The sequence below is a fragment of the Faecalibacterium sp. I2-3-92 genome, from assembly GCF_023347315.1.
In the GTDB taxonomy this organism is placed as follows: domain Bacteria; phylum Bacillota; class Clostridia; order Oscillospirales; family Ruminococcaceae; genus Faecalibacterium; species Faecalibacterium duncaniae.
The window spans coordinates 949,916-966,516 of record NZ_CP094470.1; the positions used below are offsets into that span (position 1 = coordinate 949,916).

Consider the following 16,601-nt stretch of genomic DNA (forward strand, 5'->3'; position numbering starts at 1 on the left):
GCGGCAACGCCCACGGACAAGAAAGGAACCAGAATGCCTGCAAAATTTGAACTGATCGCACCCTGCTTCTTTGGCTGCGAGGCAACTGCGAAATTTGAGCTGACCCGCATCGGGGCCGAGAACATCCGGGTAGGGGATGGCCGCCTGACCTTTGCAGGCGGGCCGGAAATGATCGCTGCCGCCAACCTGAACCTGCGCACGGTGGAGCGCGTGATGCTGCTCCTCAACACCTACCCCGCTTCCACCTTCGATGAGCTGTTTGACGGCGTGTACAGCATCCCCTGGGAAGAGCTACTGCCCGCCGATGCCGCCTTCCCTGTGACCGGCTCTTCCCTGAACAGTCAGCTCACCAGCGTGCCTGCCTGCCAGAGCATCATCAAAAAGGCTGTGGTCAAGCGCCTGATGAACAAGCATCATACCTCTGTTCTGCCCGAGACCGGCGCGGAGTACAAGATCCGCTTCATGCTGCGCAAGAATGTCTGCGAGATCATGCTGGATACCACCGGCGAGGGCCTGCACAAGCGCGGCTACCGCCGCAACGCCATGGAAGCCCCCATCCGTGAGACGCTGGCCGCGACCATTGCTGACCTGGGCCGTGTCCGCCGCGACAGTCTGGTGGAAGATCCCTTCTGCGGCAGCGGCACCCTGCTGATCGAAGCCGCCCAGAAGGCCATGAACATTGCCCCCGGCCTCAAGCGCCGCTTTGCCGCCGAGCGTTACAGCTTTGTGCCCGCTTCCATTTGGGCCGAGCAGCGCCAGAAAGCGCTGGCAGAGTCCAAGCTGGATGTGGGCTTTGAGGCCTTTGGCTACGATATCGACCCCGCCGCCGTGGCACTGGCCAATGCCAACGCAAAACTGGCCGGTGTGGAAAAGCGCTGCCATTTTGAGGTGGCCGATGTCGCTGACTTTGCGGCAAAGCCCGAAGCCATCGTTCTGACCAATCCCCCGTACGGTGAGCGGATGAGCACCATCGAGGGTGCCGCCAAGCTGGCCCGCACCCTGGGCCAGCAGATGGCCGAGCATCCCTGCGCGGGCCTGTACGCCATCACTGCCGATATGGAGTTTGAGAGCCACTACGGCAAGCGCGCCAACAAGCGCCGCAAGATGTACAACGGTATGATCCCCTGCCAGCTGTATATGTACTACGAGGCCCCCAAGTTTGAGCACAAGGCAAAGCCGATGCCCAAGCAGGGCTTTGACGGGAAGCGTACCGTCGAGTTCAAGAAAAAGTAAACAGGAGAATAAAAAGACATGGACGGTCGGATGCGGCCTTATCTTCCGGAGCTTACCATCCGGGATTATAATATCTACCAATGGTACCTGCGGGGCGTGCAGTATCAGCTGAACACGACCTACGGGCTCTACTCGTGCAGTCAGCTGCAGCACAACGGGGTTCTGTTCGCACTGCTGTCAGACAGCCTGGCCGGGCGGGAGGCGACCTGCAAAAAGGTGCGCCTGCCCTGGACGCTCTGCTGGAGGCCGATGATGTGCCAGACCCAGGGCATCCGGCTGGCCGCGCAGGTGGAGGTGCTGCTGGGCTGGCATAAGCTGCAGGACCGCCGCAGTGACGAGCTGCCCTTCCAACAGCGGGTGAAGCGCACCATCGACCGCATCCTGCTCCGCCGCGCCTATGAAAAGGCCGTGCAGGAGAACCCCGCGCTGGAACGGCTGTTTGAACAGGAGCAGGAGCAGGCGATCGTTCAGATGAACCTGAACGCCAAAAACTACACCGAGGTTGCCGAGCCTATGAGCAACATCTACGGTGCGCTCTACTCCACGCTTGCCACCGATGAGAACAGCCAGCGCAAGAGTATGCGCTATATCGGCAGCTGCATCGGGCGGGTGTTCTACCTGCTGGATAAGGCGGGCCGTGTGGCCGATGACAAGCGGGCCGAGCGGTACAATGTGTATCTGGTCAATGGTGTCGAGGACCCCGGTGCTGCACTGGAAAATGCCCGGCGGCAGTCGTTGGCTGCGGCAAACGATCTGGTGCGCGCCTACGGGATGCTGGATGTCAAGCTGAACAAGAGTCTGATCGACAATATTATGATCCTGGGCCTGCGCCATGCGGTGGAGCCGCTGGACCCGGAGAACCAGCCCGTGCGCTGGGAGCTGCCGTGAAGGCCCGCAAGAGCTGGGCGATGGCCTACTGCGGCATGGCGGCTGCCCTGAGCGTGGCCCTGATGCTGCTGGGGGCTGTGGTGCCGGTGCTGATGTTCATTGCCCCGGCGGTGGCCAGCCTGCTCATCGCTACGGTCTGCGTGGAGTGCGGCAGGACCATGGCCATGACAGCCTACGGCGCGGTGAGCCTGCTCAGCCTGCTCTTTGTGCCGGATAAGGAGGTGGCATTGATCTTTGTGTTCCTGCTGGGATATTACCCGCTGATCAAGCCCCGGTTTGAACGCATCCGTCTGCCGCTGGTGCGGGTGCTGTGCAAGCTGCTGCTCTGCAACGGTGCCGTGCTGGCCATGTACGGGCTGGTGCTGCTGCTGGTGCCTGCGGGCAGCATTTCGCAGGAGCTGAAGACCACCGCGCTGGCGGTCTCGCTGGCCACCCTTGCCATGGGCAACGTTGCCTTTCTGCTGTATGACCGGGCGCTCCACAACCTGCTGCAGGTGTATCAGCTGGTGTGGCGGCCGAAGCTGCATAAGATGCTGGGAAAAAGATAATGGGTCAAACCCCTCAGGCGGGCTTACGCCCGCCAGCCCCCCTAATAGTGGGGCCCTTGGCATTTCGTAAAGTTTCCCTATATACACAAACTGTATTGCTCTGCCAAGGCCGCCCCTAGTAGGGGCGGTGTCATCCCGAAGGGATGACGGTGGGGTTTAATAGCAGGGCTTTGTCTAAGAGGATTCTAATTGAGAGGAGTGATGTCTGCCACCAGTTGACACAAAGCGCCGGGCCACACGGGTGACAGCCGTGAGGGTGACGAGGAGAGGAATCATCGAAAAATTCGGCGGATGTTTCTCCGGCTGACCATGGGCTATACCAGCCGCAGAGAGGGGCAAAAATCGGCAGTGATACCGTAACAGATTCCCTCAAAGAAAGCCATACAAGAACATAAACTGTTACAGGAGGCTGACAGCTGTGCTGCGCGCGTTTTTTGCGCCGGGCTGTCGGCATGGAGGTGTTTTGTATGTGTGGCATTGTTGGTTATGTTGGAAAACGGAATGCACAGGATGTTTTGCTGGATGGTCTGGAAAAGCTGGAGTACCGCGGCTATGATTCCGCCGGTGTGGCCCTGGCTTTGGAGGGCGGCATCCGGGTGGTCAAGAGCAAGGGCCGTCTGGCTGAGCTGCGCAAGCGGCTGGCGGTGGAGGCTCTGGCCCGGAGCGGCTGCGGCATCGGCCACACCCGGTGGGCGACCCACGGGGAGCCCAGCGATGTGAACAGCCACCCGCATTCCACGCCCCGGGTGAGCATCGTCCACAACGGCATCATCGAGAACTATGGTGTGCTGAAGGAGCGGCTCATGGCCAAGGGCTATACCTTTGAGAGCGAGACCGACACCGAGGTCCTGGTCAAGCTCATCGATAGCTGTTATGAGGGAGAGCCCCTCAAAGCCCTGCGCGCCGCCCTGGCCATGGTGCGGGGCAGTTATGCGCTGGCTGTTCTGTTCCGGGATTTCCCGGATACCCTATTCGCGGTCAAGCGGGAGAGCCCGCTCATCGTGGGCTGGGGCGAAGAGGAAAGCTTTATTGCGTCGGATATCCCGGCGCTGCTGAAATATACCCGCCGGTACAGCGTGCTGGAAGAGGGGGACATGGCGGTGGTGAACGCCGACGGCATCCGCTTCTACAATGAGTTCGCGGAGCCGGTGGAGCGGGAGGTTCTGACCGCCAACTGGGATCAGGAAGCCGCTGAAAAGGGCGGCTACCCGCACTTCATGCTGAAGGAGATCAACGAACAGCCTGCGGCCATCATGGCCACGGTGAGCCCCCGTGTGGAGAACGGTCTGCCCGACCTGCGCGTTCCTGAGCTGACGGATGAGCGGCTGCGCCGCATCGGTACGGTGCATCTGGTGGGCTGCGGCACGGCCATGCACGCGGGCATGGTGGGCAAGGCTGCCATCGAGGCGCTGGCCCGGGTGCCTGCACAGGTGGAGATCGCCAGCGAGTTCCGCTACCGGAACCCCATCCTGCGGCCGGAGGATCTGGTCATCATCATCAGCCAGTCGGGCGAGACCAGCGATACGCTGGCCGCCCTCAAGCTGGCCAAGAGCCGGGGCGTGCCGGTGCTGGCCATTGTGAACGTGGTGGGCAGCAGCATTGCTCGCGCGGCGGACTATGTCATGTACACCTATGCCGGCCCTGAGATCGCCGTGGCCTCCACCAAGGCCTACATGGTGCAGATGTGCGTGCTCTACCTGTTCGCCCTGCGGCTGGCTTACGCCCGGGGAATGCAGACCGATGCCGAGATCCGCCGCCTGACGGCAGAGCTGCTCCGGGCCGGGGAGGTCATCAAGCCCCGCCTGGCCGATTGTGAGCAGATCAAGTATCTGGCCAGCCGTTTCGTCAATACCCAGAGCTGCTTCTTCATCGGCCGCGGGTTCGACTATTCGCTCTCGCTGGAGGGCAGCCTGAAGCTGAAGGAGATCAGCTATGTCCACTCGGATGCTTATGCGGCGGGTGAACTCAAGCATGGCACCATCAGTCTGGTAACAGACGGCGTGCCGGTGATCGCCCTTGCCACCCAGAAGCAGGTCTACGAAAAGACCATCTCCAACGCCAAGGAGACCAAGAGCCGCGGCGCAAAAGTCCTGCTCTTCACCACCCGGGATGCCGTGGTGCCCGATGGCGTGGCCGACTATGTGGTGCGTCTGGATGACTACGATGACCTGCTGATGCCCCTGCAGCTCATCGTTCCGCTGCAGCTGTTTGCCTACTATATGGCTGTTCTGCGCGGCTGTGATGTGGATAAACCCCGCAATCTCGCCAAGAGCGTGACCGTGGAATAACCGTAGAATCAGAAATCAAGCCTTGCCAAACCCGCCCGCTGGTGGTATACTATCTAGGTAACAGATGCTGGTGTGGCGCAATGGCAGCGCAACTGATTTGTAATCAGTGGGTTGCAGGTTCAACTCCTGTCACCAGCTCCAAAAAGACCTCAAAACGGAAAACGTTTTGGGGTCTTTTGCTGTTATAGAAAGTGCTTTTATTGCGGTAAAACGCAGGAAAATAGAGAACGACAGAAAAAGAGAAAATCCGTGGAAAAAGTAGTTGACAAATGCCACTTCAGATGATAAAATATACAGGCAGTCAGAGATGACTGCAAATAGGATATGGGCGTGTTCCCGAGTGGCCAATGGGGACAGACTGTAAATCTGCTGCTTTTCAGCTTCGGTGGTTCGAATCCACCCGCGCCCACCAAACAAGAAAAATCCGAACCTGTTTCCGATTGGAGAAGGGTTCGGATTTTTCGTTTTCTTCGGGTACAACAACGAAGGTTCCTGTGGACGGCGCAAAACTCCGATACCTTGTCATAGACCGTAAGCCAATAACAAGATTTGGAGGGTATGATTATGAAGTACGATGAAAGAGCCTGCAAGTTTAATATGGACACTGGCTGCGTGGAACTGCTGCTCCGGGACGGGAGAAAAATCTCCATCGACTGCACCGGGGTCGAGGATGCGTTGGATGTGACCATGGCACAGCAGACCGAATTGGACTACCTTATCTATAATGACCCGCTGGGCTATGCCGATTTGATTCTGAATGGTGACCCGGAGGAATATTTGAAGAATACAACTGGGAGCCATGGCTTAGAAGATTAAGGGCAAAAAAATAAGAGGTGTGCCCAACTGGACACACCTCGGTGAGATACATCTATATAAGGCAGGGCGTTCCCTTTACTGGAAGCGTCCTGCTGTTTTTATGCTGCAACAGGCAAGGCTTGCAGAGCTTCCTGCTCTTTCAGCCATTCCTCATATTCACGCTGGCCTTCCTCACTGTTGAAAAACTCAACCATGGAGGGATAAAAGCAACGCGCAAGGGTCTTGATTGCTTCATCCGGGTAGCCGGATTTGTTTGACTTCTTCTTTTTGTTCAAATAGTATCCTCCGAAACTCAAAGTTCCATATCCTGACCACGCTTGCGGTTTTTCTGCGGCACATTCATGGTGCGCTCCTGCTTGGGGGCAAGAATCTTTTCCAGAAAACCGCGCACCAGTTCAGGAGCACGGTGGAGAGCATCCAGATAGGGCTTTACATCGTACCACAGGTCGTGGTACTTGTTGTTCCAACGAACGGCCTCTTTCTTGGCGGTGGAAAGTTCTTCTTTCAAGCGACGGTTCTCCACGTCCATCATATAGCCGTGGTCAGCCTGTTTTTTCAGTTTGGAAAATTCTTCTTCGGTCAGCGAGTAGTTGCCGAGGAAGGTGCGCTTGCCGATATAATCCAGATCGCGCGCATGAATGAGGGCTTCTTTCGTGAGCGTGGCCTTTTTCTGCACAGCGGCAAGTTCCTTCTCCTTTTTGGAGAGGGTCTGACTGGTTTTGGCAAGCGACTGTGCCTGCTGGTCGGCTTGGGTGGTCAGGGTGTCCAGCCGTTCCTGCTCCCGCTGGACTTTGAACTGGGTGACGGTCAGGTGTTCTTCGGTGCTGCCGCGCTCACCGCGCTCCACATCCGTGTACCCGGCAGTACGCATATAGTTGAAGAAATCGTCTTGCAGGACGCTGTACGACTTCTTCAGGACTGGCTTGCCGTTCTTTTGCAGCACAGGCTTTCCGGCATCGTCCAGCAGGGGCTTGGATGCCCACTTCTTGCTCCGGCTGACCTGCATGACGGTCTCCTTGACTGTTCCGACCAGTGCCTTGTCCTTGCAGCGTTTCGACCACAGGATCTGCTTTTCCACCACAGGTACATAGACCACATGGAGGTGGTAGTGGTAAACTTCGCGGCCTAGTGCTTCGGTCATGGCACGGTTGATCTCATCGGCGTGCATGACTGCCGAGAGGATATACTGCTCACCACCCACGATTTGAACGGCTGCTTTGTAGGCATCCTCATAGAACTGTTTGGCGAACTCGTAGCCACCGTGATTGTCAAAATAGGCCGAGTTGACATCAAAGACAAGCTCGCAATAATGGGTGGCATCCGGCTTCAAGCCGCGCGTGGAAATCGTACCAGCGGTTTCCAGTTGGGCGAACAGGTCGGTGTAGCTAGCGGTAGGCTTTTTGAAGTGGACGTTCCATGCAGCGCGCTGGGGGATAATATCGGGGTTCCGATAACTGTCCTTTTCACGCTCATTGTGCTGCTGGGTGTTGCCAACGGCCTTGTCCGAAACGGCGAGATTCCGGACACTGGTGCGGTCAACGCCATCGTTTCTTGCCAAAGGGCATCCCTCCTTTCAAGGTTCATCGAGAGGTGACGAGGACGGAGATGCACTTCCCCGGAAGTGTAATAACCCACTATGACACTTTCATCCCTATGGGCTGCAAAGTGTAGTGGGCTCTTCGAGGACTCTCCGAGGGGGAACGTCTCCTGCGGGAGAGCTACGATCAAGTTCGCACAATGCGAACTTGATTGCTCCGTACGCATCTGAAAAATTGCGTACGGACTTCAAATAACCTGTACGGTCTGTACGGCGTACAGAAATCTGAAATACAAACGATAACACGTTTGTATTTGCTTCAATTTGCCGTACGGGTGCGTACAAGTACAGACCGTACAGGTTGTACGAACTTCTTCCGTGAAAAAATGCACTTTTTATGGACAGGGGTGGACAAGCGGCTCGATGCCCACAAAGCCCCGCACCCTGCGGCCACCGGGCAGGGCGATGTTATGTACTGCACCAGAGTACCCCAAAGTGGGAACTCTGGTGTTTTTTTGCCTTGTGCCTGAATATACGGAAAATTTTGCAGAAAAGGCGAAAAAACGGCAGAACTGCAACGGAAAAAGAAAAATGCCCTCACTGGTTGCAGGACTGCAACAGCAAGGGCGGAGAGGTAACCGTATATTGAACAAAACGGCAGAGCGTATTATAATGAGGAAAAAGCTCAAAAAGGAGGGCCGACCACATGGCACAGGAATATCTGCCTGCACCATCCAACATCCGTCTTGCGGACTTGATGAAAGAGCACAACATCAGCCAACCGGAGCTTGCCAAGGAAATCGGCTGCTCCAAGAGCACCATCAGCCGCTTTATCAGCGGTGCAAAGGGAACCCTGACCCATGAGCAGGTGCTGAAAATTGCAAGGCTGTTCAACGTGTCCACGGATTTTCTGCTGGGAGAAACCAACATTCCCGACCGCAAGAACTACGACATTGCCGAGTTAGGCTTGTCCGTAGAAGCCGCAAAGAACCTCTACACAGGACGTGTCAATACAGAGGTGGTCAACCTGCTGTTGGAAAACGCTCGCTTCGCAGAGCTTACTTACCGCATATCGCAGTATTTTGATGATACCTTTGCTTCCGGCATCGCAGCACAGAACGCCATGCTCACGACATTGAGCACCCTGCTGCGTACAAGGGTCAAGACCCCGGAAGCAGCCAAAGCCGCAAAGGACATCAGCCTTCGGAGAAAGCCAGTATACCAAGGTGACCTTGATGACATTGAGATGTACTTCATGGCAACGGTCAAGGAAATCAAAAAGGACATCGGGAGCCATTACGCCGAACAGGAAGCCATGAGCAAGAAAGTGGCAGAGAAGATGTTCACCGAATTGACCAAAGGGCAGGATGTGCAGCACCCAACGATTACGGCAGAGCAGTTGACAGATGCAATGTTGGACAGCGTTTCGGGTATGGAAGGAGCCACGCCGGAAGCACTGGAACAGCTGCGGAGCGGTCTGCTGGGAATCTTGCAGTCTGCCGCAGAGCAGGAAAACGCCCATGAAGCAGACGAATGAACGGCTTTGTGCGCTGGCACAGAAAGGCGATGCTGCCGCACTGGACAGCCTGATCGACAACAACAAGTCCTTTATTGGCAAGGTGGCAAATGACCTTTTCCGCAGCATGAATCTGGCACAGTCCGGCCTGATCCTTGACACGGACGATTTGAAACAAGCGGGCAGCTTTGGCTTATGGAAAGCCGTGCCGAAGTTCGATGCAGCGCGCGGCATGAAGTTCCTGACCTATGCTGCTCCTGCCATCCGCAACGCCATGATGGACATGGTTCGGGATGCCTTTACTGCTTTTGAGCAGCGGATGGTGACGGAGGATAAGGACGGCGTCTGCTACCAGCGCGTTTCGCTGGACGATGTTCTGCCGGGAGAGGAACAACTGCGGCGCATTGAAGCCATAGCCGACCCCTACGCCATGCAGCCGCAGAGTATTATGGAAGAGCAGGAATCGCGCCGGGAACTGTACGATGGCCTGAAACGGCTGACCCAACGGGAGCAGACCTATCTGCTGTACCGCTATGGCTTCACCGATGGCGAGGAACATCCGCTGATCGGCACGGCGATATACTTTCACCTGACGAAAGGCCGCGCCAAAAAGACGGAGGAACAAGCTATGGATAACCTGTGGCTGGAACTGCCGTGGTGGTTTATCTGAATGGGCAGAGAGGAATTGTGTCAAATTGACATAATTCCTCCCGATAAGAGGGATGTGAGCGAAAATGCTGGCAATGTATCTGGCAGTTCTGGATGACCAGAGCGGTGAAGAACAATTTGTAGATGTATACAATACCTACAAGCGGCTGGTCTACCATACTGCTTACAAAATTATGGGCGATTCGTATCTGGCAGAAGATGTACTGCAAGAGGTGTTTTTGTACGTTGCCAAAAATTTTTCTAAAATTCATCGAGAAAACTGTCACGAACTCGCCGCTTATCTCGTTAGTTGTAGTAGAAGCCGTGCATACGATATGCTTCGCAAGCAGCGAGAAGAACCATTAGAAGAAATCCCAGACGTGCCAGATGATGCCCCGGTGCCGGATGATGCAGTAGTCAGCACCGATAACATCCAACACCTGACAGAACTGATCGGACAGATGAAACCAATGTATCGTGCCCCACTACGTCTTTTGGCAATGGGCTACACCAACCGGGAGATTGCCGAATCGCTTGGACTGACGGATGAAGTGGTTCGGATGCGGCTTTTCCGTGGAAGAAAACTATTGTGGAAGGAGTTGAACAGCCATGAGTGAGAGAGCAGAAGTTTCTTTTGATGCTGCATTGATGATGGCACTCCGTGCAGATGCACAAAAAGAGCTGGATGAGCTGCCAAGTCCGGCCCAGCTTAAGGAACGCTACCCGGACACGTCCCGATGGGATGCTCGCCTGCAAGCGGCGTTGCATAAACACCGCCCTGTGCTGAAACGAGTGCTTATTACGGTCCTGACGCTGGTAATTTTAACTCTCGGCGCGCTTGCAGTAAGTGCAGATTTCCGCAGGGCAGTCTATACGATGATTCAAAAATTTCTGCCCATTGAGATGCAGCTGACGTATCAAGTGGACGGCGAACCGTTGGAGCAGCTTCCCGATGCGTATAGTGAACATTATGTACAAGTCGGATTTTGGCGTGACTATACGCAAGGCTATGATAAAAAGGAAACATTCTCTCATGCGTATGTTAATGCTGCCGGAGAAATCTATTTTGTGGATTGTTCAATTATAACCGCATACGGACAGATTGAAACATTCGATAATGAACATACCGTTTATACAACTGTAAAGATTGGAGATAAGGAAGCAACACTTGGAACAAGTGAGATTCCGGGGCAGGTCACCTGTTATATTTTGATTTGGGAGGATGCTGGTGTTTCCTGCACAATTATGGGCGATGGTTCATTGGATGAGTTGATGAAGGTTGCAGAAAGTATTTGTTAACAGCAAAATGCCTAGATATTTGTAGATGAGCACAAATGCGAGTATGGATTTTTGTTTAAGTAAACAAATTTGGAAAATCCTGCAACAAATGTGTTGGTTGCTGCGTTGTCTAAGTAAAAGCTTCTGATGGAAACAAACGGGAGGTGTATGTTCTATATGAAAAGGAGCTTCATTGCAATTTCGGTTGCGACAATCATAGGATTGTCAGCTTGCTCAACAAAAGTATCCTCTTCAACTTCTATGAACTCTCCTATATCGACATCGGTGACAAGCGAGCAGGAATTTTTATCTAATCTTGAAAATGCCAGCACAAGCCAAGTACTGCAAAAGCTTAAAGAATCGGATGGTGGGTATACAGAAGATTGCTTTTCGGTGTTGACAAATCGCCTTATCAAATTCCCTCAAGACACACTGTATGTGTTGAAATATGACAAACTGATGAATGATAAAGACTTTCAGCAGCTTGTTTTATCCGGCATAAAAACAGAGCTTCCCTATAGTGGGTCGGATGAAGAAAGAAATACGATTTATCAGTATCTGGAATCCATCACCACTGATAAAGAATATGGACAAATCGCATCAGATATTTTAGGAGAACAAGCTGAAAACAAGGAGAAACCAAATCGGCAAATTGAATTTCAACCTGAAGAATCAGGACAAGCGAGCAGTGTTATTTCAATCGAACTTCCGCAAGGGTGGAAAATTCAAAAGAGAGAACAAACGCAACGTGCTGATAATAAACCGCTTGTTCTTGCAAGCCTGAATCCGTCTTATCCAGTATATGATATTTATGACAAAAATCATGTGTTGGTTGGCGCGGTTGGATACAGTACCTATGAGCCATATGAAGGTGATAGAGATTCCGTGCAGATTGTTTACTCTGCACTTCGGCTAGGATCGGTTTACAGGTTTGACACGGATAATAAATACGATGTGATACAAACCACGGAACGCGGAACGACTGCACTTACAACGGTAATTTTTCAAGATGGTGCAAATTCAGAACCAGTAAACAATTTAGGCGTTCTCGCTTATGATAACGAGAAAGAATGCTTTGTTGCAATTGAACTTGAAGCAAGTTCTGTGTCGGAAAGCCAGGCATTGGAAATTGCAAAATCAATTCGCTTTTAGACATGATGGGAATAACGGTGTATAGGTGCCAGCAGATTAAGGAGAACAACTGTGAACAAAGTACCGTACTTTATGTCATTGCGGTACAGTCCTTGAAACCGGCAACGCTCCGAGATACTTTGACAGCAAGCCAATGGAGCGGTATGTGGTTCTTTTCTCTGGCATTTTTCGCCGTCATTTTTATGGAAATGCTGTCTGATTTCTTGCTGGTTACAGAACGCCGCAATACATGGAAAGCGTTAAATGGAAATGTCAGCGAAGCCGAATTTCACAATCTTCAGCAAATTGTCTTGTGCGAAAATCAGAAAGTTTCCATTGAGAAAAAACTTGCAAGTACGATACTACTGGTTCTGATGATATGTGCAACTGCTGCATTTGTATGGCTCACTTTTTGGTATAAGGTTTTGTTATGAAAGAGATAATTATTGAACCACATATTGGAATTGGACAATTAAAATTAGGCATGACATCAGATGAATTAGAAAATGCTCTTCTACAAATGAAGAAACAGTGGTCGAATTCTTCTGATGAAGCAATGCAAATGGAATGTTGTGCGGAAACCGATGACCCTAATTTGATAACCGGACGATATATGGATAATGATTCGTTCTTTCTTGTGCAGTATCGGAACGGAAAAGCTGCTGAAATCGGCATCCAGCGTGATTTGTCTAAAGTGGCATCAATAAAATTGTTCGGGATGGATATGTTTAATACAGCCGCCGAGTGTATTATTGATAGCTTAATGAAAAAGGACAACGTTATTTGCAACGAAAAGGACTTGCAACTGGGAACGGAATATTTTTTTCCCGAAATTGGAGTCCGACTCTGGAGAGAGCGAGCATTTCATCCCAAACTGTTGAAAGACCCGCTATACATGGAAGAAATGCAGGCGGTATTAGAAGATGAATACCAGTATCAGTATTTTCAGATGGTTACCATAATAGGTTGAACTACTAACTAACCATGAGCCCTCTATTTGCAACGACTGCAAGTAGAGGGCTGTTGTTTTGCCTTGGATATTTTAATTAAAGGTCAATCCTCTAAATCTGCCATGGTCACAGCTGAGTGAGAGATAATGCTCAATCTCACCACCCAGCACAAGCTGAGCATACTCCAAGGGCTTGTTGTAGAGCAGCCAGTCCAGTTCCGCCCGCTGCGTTGGAGTATTGCCGTATTCGTCCTCAATAGCGATGCAGATAAACAAAACTGTGATTATGCAACAAATTTTCCATGAATTTATGTGCAGCTATACGATTTTGAAAAATTTTGTAGACAAACGAAATAAATTGGGCTTAAATTTCGTTATTCCAGTAAGAAACGCAAGAGATTTCTTTTAGAGTGTATATAGGAGATCCTTTTATGCTAGAGCAGTTTTTCAAATCGCAAGTCGCAACCGTTTCTGATCCCTACCAAGGCAGTCGCATCACGGATGCGTTGGCGGCTGCGGGAATCAAGTTCTATTGCAAAACTAAAGATGTCAATCGGCGTAATACGTTCGATCAGGCAAGAATTGGAACTCTAGGTATAAAACCAAAGTATATCACAGAGATATTTGTAGACAAAGAAAATGCAGATATGGCACTGCATATTGTACACACGCTAAAGTAAAGTCTGCGATATCATAGTTCTTACAGCGTGATATGTTTTCAGTTGACTGGAGAAAAACATGAAAAGAATTTGCATTGGACTTTTGACCGCACTAGGGTGTATTGCTGTAGCTACGGCGTTGATTGTTCGGCCATTTAGCAAAAAATCCATCCAGTCTTATGTACTGCGAAATCAGGATGAGCTGACAAACTATGCGCGGAAAGTGATAGAAGAACATCCAATGGGACCGCTAGAGTGGAATGGATGGAAAGTATATTATTACGCAGATGATATGGTGGAATTTTGTACAGGCTCTTTCGGGCTCATTCCGAGTACTACATATAAGGGCTTTTACTATTCTGAAGATGATGAACCACATGGCTTTCAAGATGTTCCGGTTGAGTTTGTAAAAAGTGGAAATGGATGGTCGTGGGCAGAATCAGAAGGTGATAATACACAATATACTGAACGAATTGCAGCACATTGGTATTGGTATGAAGCAAAATTTTAGAAGTCGGAGAACCTGAAGTTATGTTGTGCAATATGGAGAAATTTAATTATAAGTTTGGGAGTTGTTGATTTGCAACGCAAAATACGTTACAATAAGGCCGAGGTGATAACCATGGAAAAAACAATGACACTTAACCTTCGTGTCAACCCTACCGTCAAACAGCAAGCCGAAGATGTACTGAAGCAGCTCGGCATCCCGATGGCAACCGCCATTGATATGTACCTGCGCCAAATCACTCTGACGGGCGGCATTCCCTTCTCTCTGTCCCTGCCGAAGGCTCCTGCGGCTCTGAACGCTGACACCATGACCGATGACCAGCTTCATGCAGCCTTGCAGGTGGGCATCAAGGAGATTCAGAACGGTGATACCGTGGATGCCGCAAGCGCATTCGCACAGTTCGGGGAACAGCACAGATGAAGCAGTATGACGTAAAAATTTCCCATGCAGCCCTCAGCGATATGGAGCAGATTTACAGCTATATTGCTGACCGTCTGTTGGAGCCTGACACGGCTATGGGGCAGTATAACCGCATTGCAGAAGCCATCCAGTCGCTGAACATCCTGCCGGAACGCTGTGCGCTGGTAGAGAGCGAGCCGGAGCGCACTCAAGGGCTGCGGCAGATGCTGGTGGACAACTACTCGGTGTTCTACATTGTGGGCGAGGATGCTGTTTCGGTGGCTCGTGTGCTGTACAGCGCATCCGACCTTGTGCGCCGCCTGCGGAGAATGAAGTGAAAGGGGTGTTTGCATGACCGCCGTGATTTACGCCCGCTATTCCAGCGATAACCAGCGCGAAGAATCTATCGAGGGGCAGATTCGTGAATGTACGGCCTATGCCGAAAAGAACGGCATCACGGTCATCAAGCACTATATTGACCGTGCCCTTTCCGCCAAAACCGATAACCGCCCGGACTTCCAGCAGATGATCAAGGACAGCGAGAAACGGTTGTTTGACATTGTGCTGGTCTGGAAGCTTGACCGTTTTGCCCGAAACCGCTATGATTCAGCGCACTATGAGTACCAGTTGGAACGAAATCATGTCAAGCTGGTATCTGCCACGGAGCCTATCTCTGACAGCCCTGCGGGTATCATGGTCAAGAGTATGCTCACTGGCATGGCTGAATACTACTCGGCAGAACTTTCTGAAAAAGTTGTGCGCGGCATGACCGAGAATGTTCTGAAGGGGAAGTACAACGGCGGCACGATTCCCATTGGCTTCAAGGTGGACGAGGAGAAGTTCTTTCAAGTCGACCCGCTGAAAGCTCCCTTTGTGGTAGAAGCCTTTCAGCGGTATAACGATGGCGCGACCATGAAAGAACTGATGAACTGGCTGAACGACAGTGGCGTGACCACCAACCGCAACCAGAAGTTCACCTACAACAGTGTTCAGAAGCTGCTGACGAACAAACGGTACATCGGTGAAAACCACTTCAAGGACATTGTGATGCCCGACAGCATCCCGGCCATCGTGGATAAAGATTTGTTTGAGGAAGTGCAGCTGAAAATCAAAAAGAACAGCCGCGCTCCTGCCCGCCACAAAGCCGAGGATGATTATCTGCTCACCACCAAGCTGTTCTGCGGAATGTGCGGCGCGATGATGTTCGGCGAGTGCGGCACGGGTAGAAACAAGGTCGTTCATCATTATTATAAGTGCGCCACCGCGAAGCGTTTCAAGACCTGCAAGAAAAAGACCGTCCGTAAGGAATGGCTGGAAGATTTGGTCGTAGCTGAAACCATGAAGCTGATTCAGGATGATGCCGTGATTGATGCCATCGTTGCGGAAGTGATGGAGTTGCAGGATCAGGAAAACACCACGCTCCCATTGCTGGAAAAGCAGATGCGTGAGGTGGAGAACGGCATTGAAAATATGCTGAACGCCATTCAAGCTGGTGTGCTGACCAACTCCACCAAATCGCGTTTGGAAAAGCTGGAAGCCCAGCAGAAAGAACTTGAGGTTCGGATCGCCGAAGAAAAAATCGCTCGGCCACGGTTAAGCGAAAATCAAATTCGGTTCTGGCTGACCCGGTTCCGCAAACTCGACCCGAACGTGAAAAGCCACCGGGAAACGCTTATCAATACATTCGTGAATGCCGTTTATCTCTATGATGAAAAAGTTTTGATTACATTCAACTACAAAGACGGCACAAAAACCATCACTTTCGATGAAATCGCCGCCAAAGATGCCCCAGAGGGCAATGGTTCGGATTTAGGTTGCTTCGCTCCACCAAGAACTCCAGTATCCGAACCGGGTACTGGAGTTTCTGTTTTGTAATAACCTTCCCAGAGGCTAGGCGGGTGGATTCGAACAGCATCGACCCGCCGAACAGTCCGGCGGGGGAAAAAGCCTCTGCGGGGCTTTTTTAGATGCGCGGCTTGCGTAATCCACCCGCGCCCATAAAAAGACCGTCAGCGTAGAGATACGCAGGCCGGCCTTGGTATGGAGCTGGCGGCGTGGCACGGAAAACACTGCAAGCGTTAAATCAAATAACGGTTTCGTTTGAGATCGGGGGTGTCACTGGCCCGCCTGCATGGCGAGCGGTGCACCCCTGATCTTTTTGCCGGAACAAAAAAGAAAAACACCGTACTTCCTACGAAGTACA

Annotated in this window: 19 protein-coding genes, 2 tRNA genes and 1 pseudogene; 19 read left to right on the forward strand and 3 right to left on the reverse strand. The window is 51.9% G+C overall.

Annotated features, from left to right (window positions below):
- Positions 1–33: 33 nt before the first annotated feature.
- The 7 genes from MTP42_RS04480 to MTP42_RS04510 all read left to right on the forward strand — a co-directional run bounded on the left by MTP42_RS04480 (position 34) and on the right by MTP42_RS04510 (position 5,773).
- Positions 34–1,233: a THUMP domain-containing class I SAM-dependent RNA methyltransferase gene (locus tag MTP42_RS04480; RefSeq protein ID WP_249258052.1), complete on the forward strand. Its 1,200-nt coding sequence runs from the start codon at positions 34–36 to the stop codon at positions 1,231–1,233.
- Positions 1,234–1,251: 18 nt separating this feature from the next.
- A complete protein-coding gene (locus MTP42_RS04485) occupies positions 1,252–2,121 on the forward strand; it encodes a DUF5685 family protein (protein ID WP_249258053.1) in 870 nt (289 codons plus the stop codon).
- On the forward strand, positions 2,118–2,669 hold the full coding sequence (locus tag MTP42_RS04490; protein WP_249258054.1) for a hypothetical protein: 552 nt from the start codon (positions 2,118–2,120) through the stop codon (positions 2,667–2,669). The genes MTP42_RS04485 and MTP42_RS04490 overlap by 4 nt, the downstream gene beginning before the upstream one ends.
- Positions 2,670–3,136: 467 nt before the next feature.
- Entirely contained in the window at positions 3,137–4,957 is a 1,821-nt protein-coding gene (gene glmS, locus MTP42_RS04495; protein ID WP_249258055.1) for a glutamine--fructose-6-phosphate transaminase (isomerizing), read from the forward strand.
- A gap of 66 nt (positions 4,958–5,023) precedes the next feature.
- Positions 5,024–5,098, forward strand: a tRNA-Thr gene (locus MTP42_RS04500).
- 185 nt (positions 5,099–5,283) lie between these two features.
- Positions 5,284–5,369, forward strand: a tRNA-Tyr gene (locus MTP42_RS04505).
- A 152-nt stretch (positions 5,370–5,521) separates the two neighbouring features.
- Positions 5,522–5,773, forward strand: coding sequence for a DUF6061 family protein (locus tag MTP42_RS04510; RefSeq protein WP_249258056.1), 252 nt, complete (start codon positions 5,522–5,524; stop codon positions 5,771–5,773).
- 98 nt (positions 5,774–5,871) lie between these two features.
- Here MTP42_RS04510 and MTP42_RS04515 read toward each other — a convergent pair whose 3' ends face one another.
- Positions 5,872–6,048 (reverse strand): hypothetical protein, encoded by a 177-nt coding sequence (locus MTP42_RS04515; RefSeq protein ID WP_223387700.1) that lies wholly within the window; start codon positions 6,046–6,048, stop codon positions 5,872–5,874.
- 17 nt (positions 6,049–6,065) lie between these two features.
- Positions 6,066–7,331: a plasmid recombination protein gene (locus MTP42_RS04520; RefSeq protein WP_249258057.1), complete on the reverse strand. Its 1,266-nt coding sequence runs from the start codon at positions 7,329–7,331 to the stop codon at positions 6,066–6,068.
- 685 nt (positions 7,332–8,016) lie between these two features.
- Here MTP42_RS04520 and MTP42_RS04525 point away from each other — a divergent pair.
- The 7 genes from MTP42_RS04525 to MTP42_RS04555 all read left to right on the forward strand — a co-directional run bounded on the left by MTP42_RS04525 (position 8,017) and on the right by MTP42_RS04555 (position 12,853).
- Positions 8,017–8,847 carry a helix-turn-helix domain-containing protein gene (locus tag MTP42_RS04525; RefSeq protein ID WP_249258058.1) on the forward strand — a complete coding sequence of 277 codons (831 nt, stop codon included), beginning with the start codon at positions 8,017–8,019 and terminating at the stop codon, positions 8,845–8,847.
- Positions 8,831–9,496 (forward strand): sigma-70 family RNA polymerase sigma factor, encoded by a 666-nt coding sequence (locus MTP42_RS04530; RefSeq protein WP_249258059.1) that lies wholly within the window; start codon positions 8,831–8,833, stop codon positions 9,494–9,496. The genes MTP42_RS04525 and MTP42_RS04530 overlap by 17 nt, the downstream gene beginning before the upstream one ends.
- Before the next feature lie 64 nt (positions 9,497–9,560).
- Positions 9,561–10,091: an RNA polymerase sigma factor gene (locus MTP42_RS04535; RefSeq protein WP_249258060.1), complete on the forward strand. Its 531-nt coding sequence runs from the start codon at positions 9,561–9,563 to the stop codon at positions 10,089–10,091.
- Entirely contained in the window at positions 10,084–10,773 is a 690-nt protein-coding gene (locus MTP42_RS04540) for a DUF4367 domain-containing protein (RefSeq protein WP_249258061.1), read from the forward strand. Before MTP42_RS04535 ends, MTP42_RS04540 begins: the two co-directional genes overlap by 8 nt.
- A 147-nt stretch (positions 10,774–10,920) precedes the next feature.
- Positions 10,921–11,904, forward strand: a complete 984-nt coding sequence (locus MTP42_RS04545; RefSeq protein WP_249258062.1) for a hypothetical protein — start codon at positions 10,921–10,923, stop codon at positions 11,902–11,904.
- Positions 11,905–11,906: 2 nt separating this feature from the next.
- A complete protein-coding gene (locus MTP42_RS04550) occupies positions 11,907–12,317 on the forward strand; it encodes a hypothetical protein (protein WP_249258063.1) in 411 nt (136 codons plus the stop codon).
- On the forward strand, positions 12,314–12,853 hold the full coding sequence (locus MTP42_RS04555) for a hypothetical protein (RefSeq protein ID WP_112091226.1): 540 nt from the start codon (positions 12,314–12,316) through the stop codon (positions 12,851–12,853). Before MTP42_RS04550 ends, MTP42_RS04555 begins: the two co-directional genes overlap by 4 nt.
- A gap of 72 nt (positions 12,854–12,925) precedes the next feature.
- Here MTP42_RS04555 and MTP42_RS04560 read toward each other — a convergent pair.
- Positions 12,926–13,114 (reverse strand): annotated as a pseudogene (locus MTP42_RS04560) (DUF6061 family protein); the annotation flags it as partial.
- A 149-nt stretch (positions 13,115–13,263) separates the two neighbouring features.
- Here MTP42_RS04560 and MTP42_RS04565 point away from each other — a divergent pair.
- The 5 genes from MTP42_RS04565 (at position 13,264) to MTP42_RS04585 (ending at position 16,273) form a co-directional block, all read left to right on the forward strand.
- Positions 13,264–13,512: a hypothetical protein gene (locus tag MTP42_RS04565; protein WP_097791371.1), complete on the forward strand. Its 249-nt coding sequence runs from the start codon at positions 13,264–13,266 to the stop codon at positions 13,510–13,512.
- A 58-nt stretch (positions 13,513–13,570) separates the two neighbouring features.
- On the forward strand, positions 13,571–14,002 hold the full coding sequence (locus MTP42_RS04570; RefSeq protein ID WP_143405465.1) for a hypothetical protein: 432 nt from the start codon (positions 13,571–13,573) through the stop codon (positions 14,000–14,002).
- Between the two features lie 123 nt (positions 14,003–14,125).
- A complete protein-coding gene (locus MTP42_RS04575; RefSeq protein WP_442899451.1) occupies positions 14,126–14,419 on the forward strand; it encodes a type II toxin-antitoxin system RelB/DinJ family antitoxin in 294 nt (97 codons plus the stop codon).
- Positions 14,416–14,736, forward strand: coding sequence for a type II toxin-antitoxin system RelE/ParE family toxin (locus MTP42_RS04580; RefSeq protein WP_015537812.1), 321 nt, complete (start codon positions 14,416–14,418; stop codon positions 14,734–14,736). Before MTP42_RS04575 ends, MTP42_RS04580 begins: the two co-directional genes overlap by 4 nt.
- A gap of 13 nt (positions 14,737–14,749) precedes the next feature.
- Entirely contained in the window at positions 14,750–16,273 is a 1,524-nt protein-coding gene (locus tag MTP42_RS04585) for a recombinase family protein (protein WP_249258065.1), read from the forward strand.
- The last annotated feature ends 328 nt before the right edge of the window (positions 16,274–16,601 follow it).

Coding starts and splice junctions, on each gene's coding strand:
- MTP42_RS04510 (WP_249258056.1), top strand. CDS start 5,522: ATGAAGTACGATGAAAGAGCCTGCAAGTTTAATATGGACACTGGCTGC.
- MTP42_RS04480 (WP_249258052.1), top strand. CDS start 34: ATGCCTGCAAAATTTGAACTGATCGCACCCTGCTTCTTTGGCTGCGAG.
- MTP42_RS04535 (WP_249258060.1), top strand. CDS start 9,561: ATGCTGGCAATGTATCTGGCAGTTCTGGATGACCAGAGCGGTGAAGAA.
- MTP42_RS04580 (WP_015537812.1), top strand. CDS start 14,416: ATGAAGCAGTATGACGTAAAAATTTCCCATGCAGCCCTCAGCGATATG.
- MTP42_RS04585 (WP_249258065.1), top strand. CDS start 14,750: ATGACCGCCGTGATTTACGCCCGCTATTCCAGCGATAACCAGCGCGAA.
- MTP42_RS04530 (WP_249258059.1), top strand. CDS start 8,831: ATGAAGCAGACGAATGAACGGCTTTGTGCGCTGGCACAGAAAGGCGAT.
- MTP42_RS04565 (WP_097791371.1), top strand. CDS start 13,264: ATGCTAGAGCAGTTTTTCAAATCGCAAGTCGCAACCGTTTCTGATCCC.
- MTP42_RS04550 (WP_249258063.1), top strand. CDS start 11,907: ATGATGGGAATAACGGTGTATAGGTGCCAGCAGATTAAGGAGAACAAC.
- MTP42_RS04570 (WP_143405465.1), top strand. CDS start 13,571: ATGAAAAGAATTTGCATTGGACTTTTGACCGCACTAGGGTGTATTGCT.
- MTP42_RS04525 (WP_249258058.1), top strand. CDS start 8,017: ATGGCACAGGAATATCTGCCTGCACCATCCAACATCCGTCTTGCGGAC.
- MTP42_RS04485 (WP_249258053.1), top strand. CDS start 1,252: ATGGACGGTCGGATGCGGCCTTATCTTCCGGAGCTTACCATCCGGGAT.
- MTP42_RS04545 (WP_249258062.1), top strand. CDS start 10,921: ATGTTCTATATGAAAAGGAGCTTCATTGCAATTTCGGTTGCGACAATC.
- MTP42_RS04555 (WP_112091226.1), top strand. CDS start 12,314: ATGAAAGAGATAATTATTGAACCACATATTGGAATTGGACAATTAAAA.
- glmS (WP_249258055.1), top strand. CDS start 3,137: ATGTGTGGCATTGTTGGTTATGTTGGAAAACGGAATGCACAGGATGTT.
- MTP42_RS04540 (WP_249258061.1), top strand. CDS start 10,084: ATGAGTGAGAGAGCAGAAGTTTCTTTTGATGCTGCATTGATGATGGCA.
- MTP42_RS04575 (WP_442899451.1), top strand. CDS start 14,126: ATGACACTTAACCTTCGTGTCAACCCTACCGTCAAACAGCAAGCCGAA.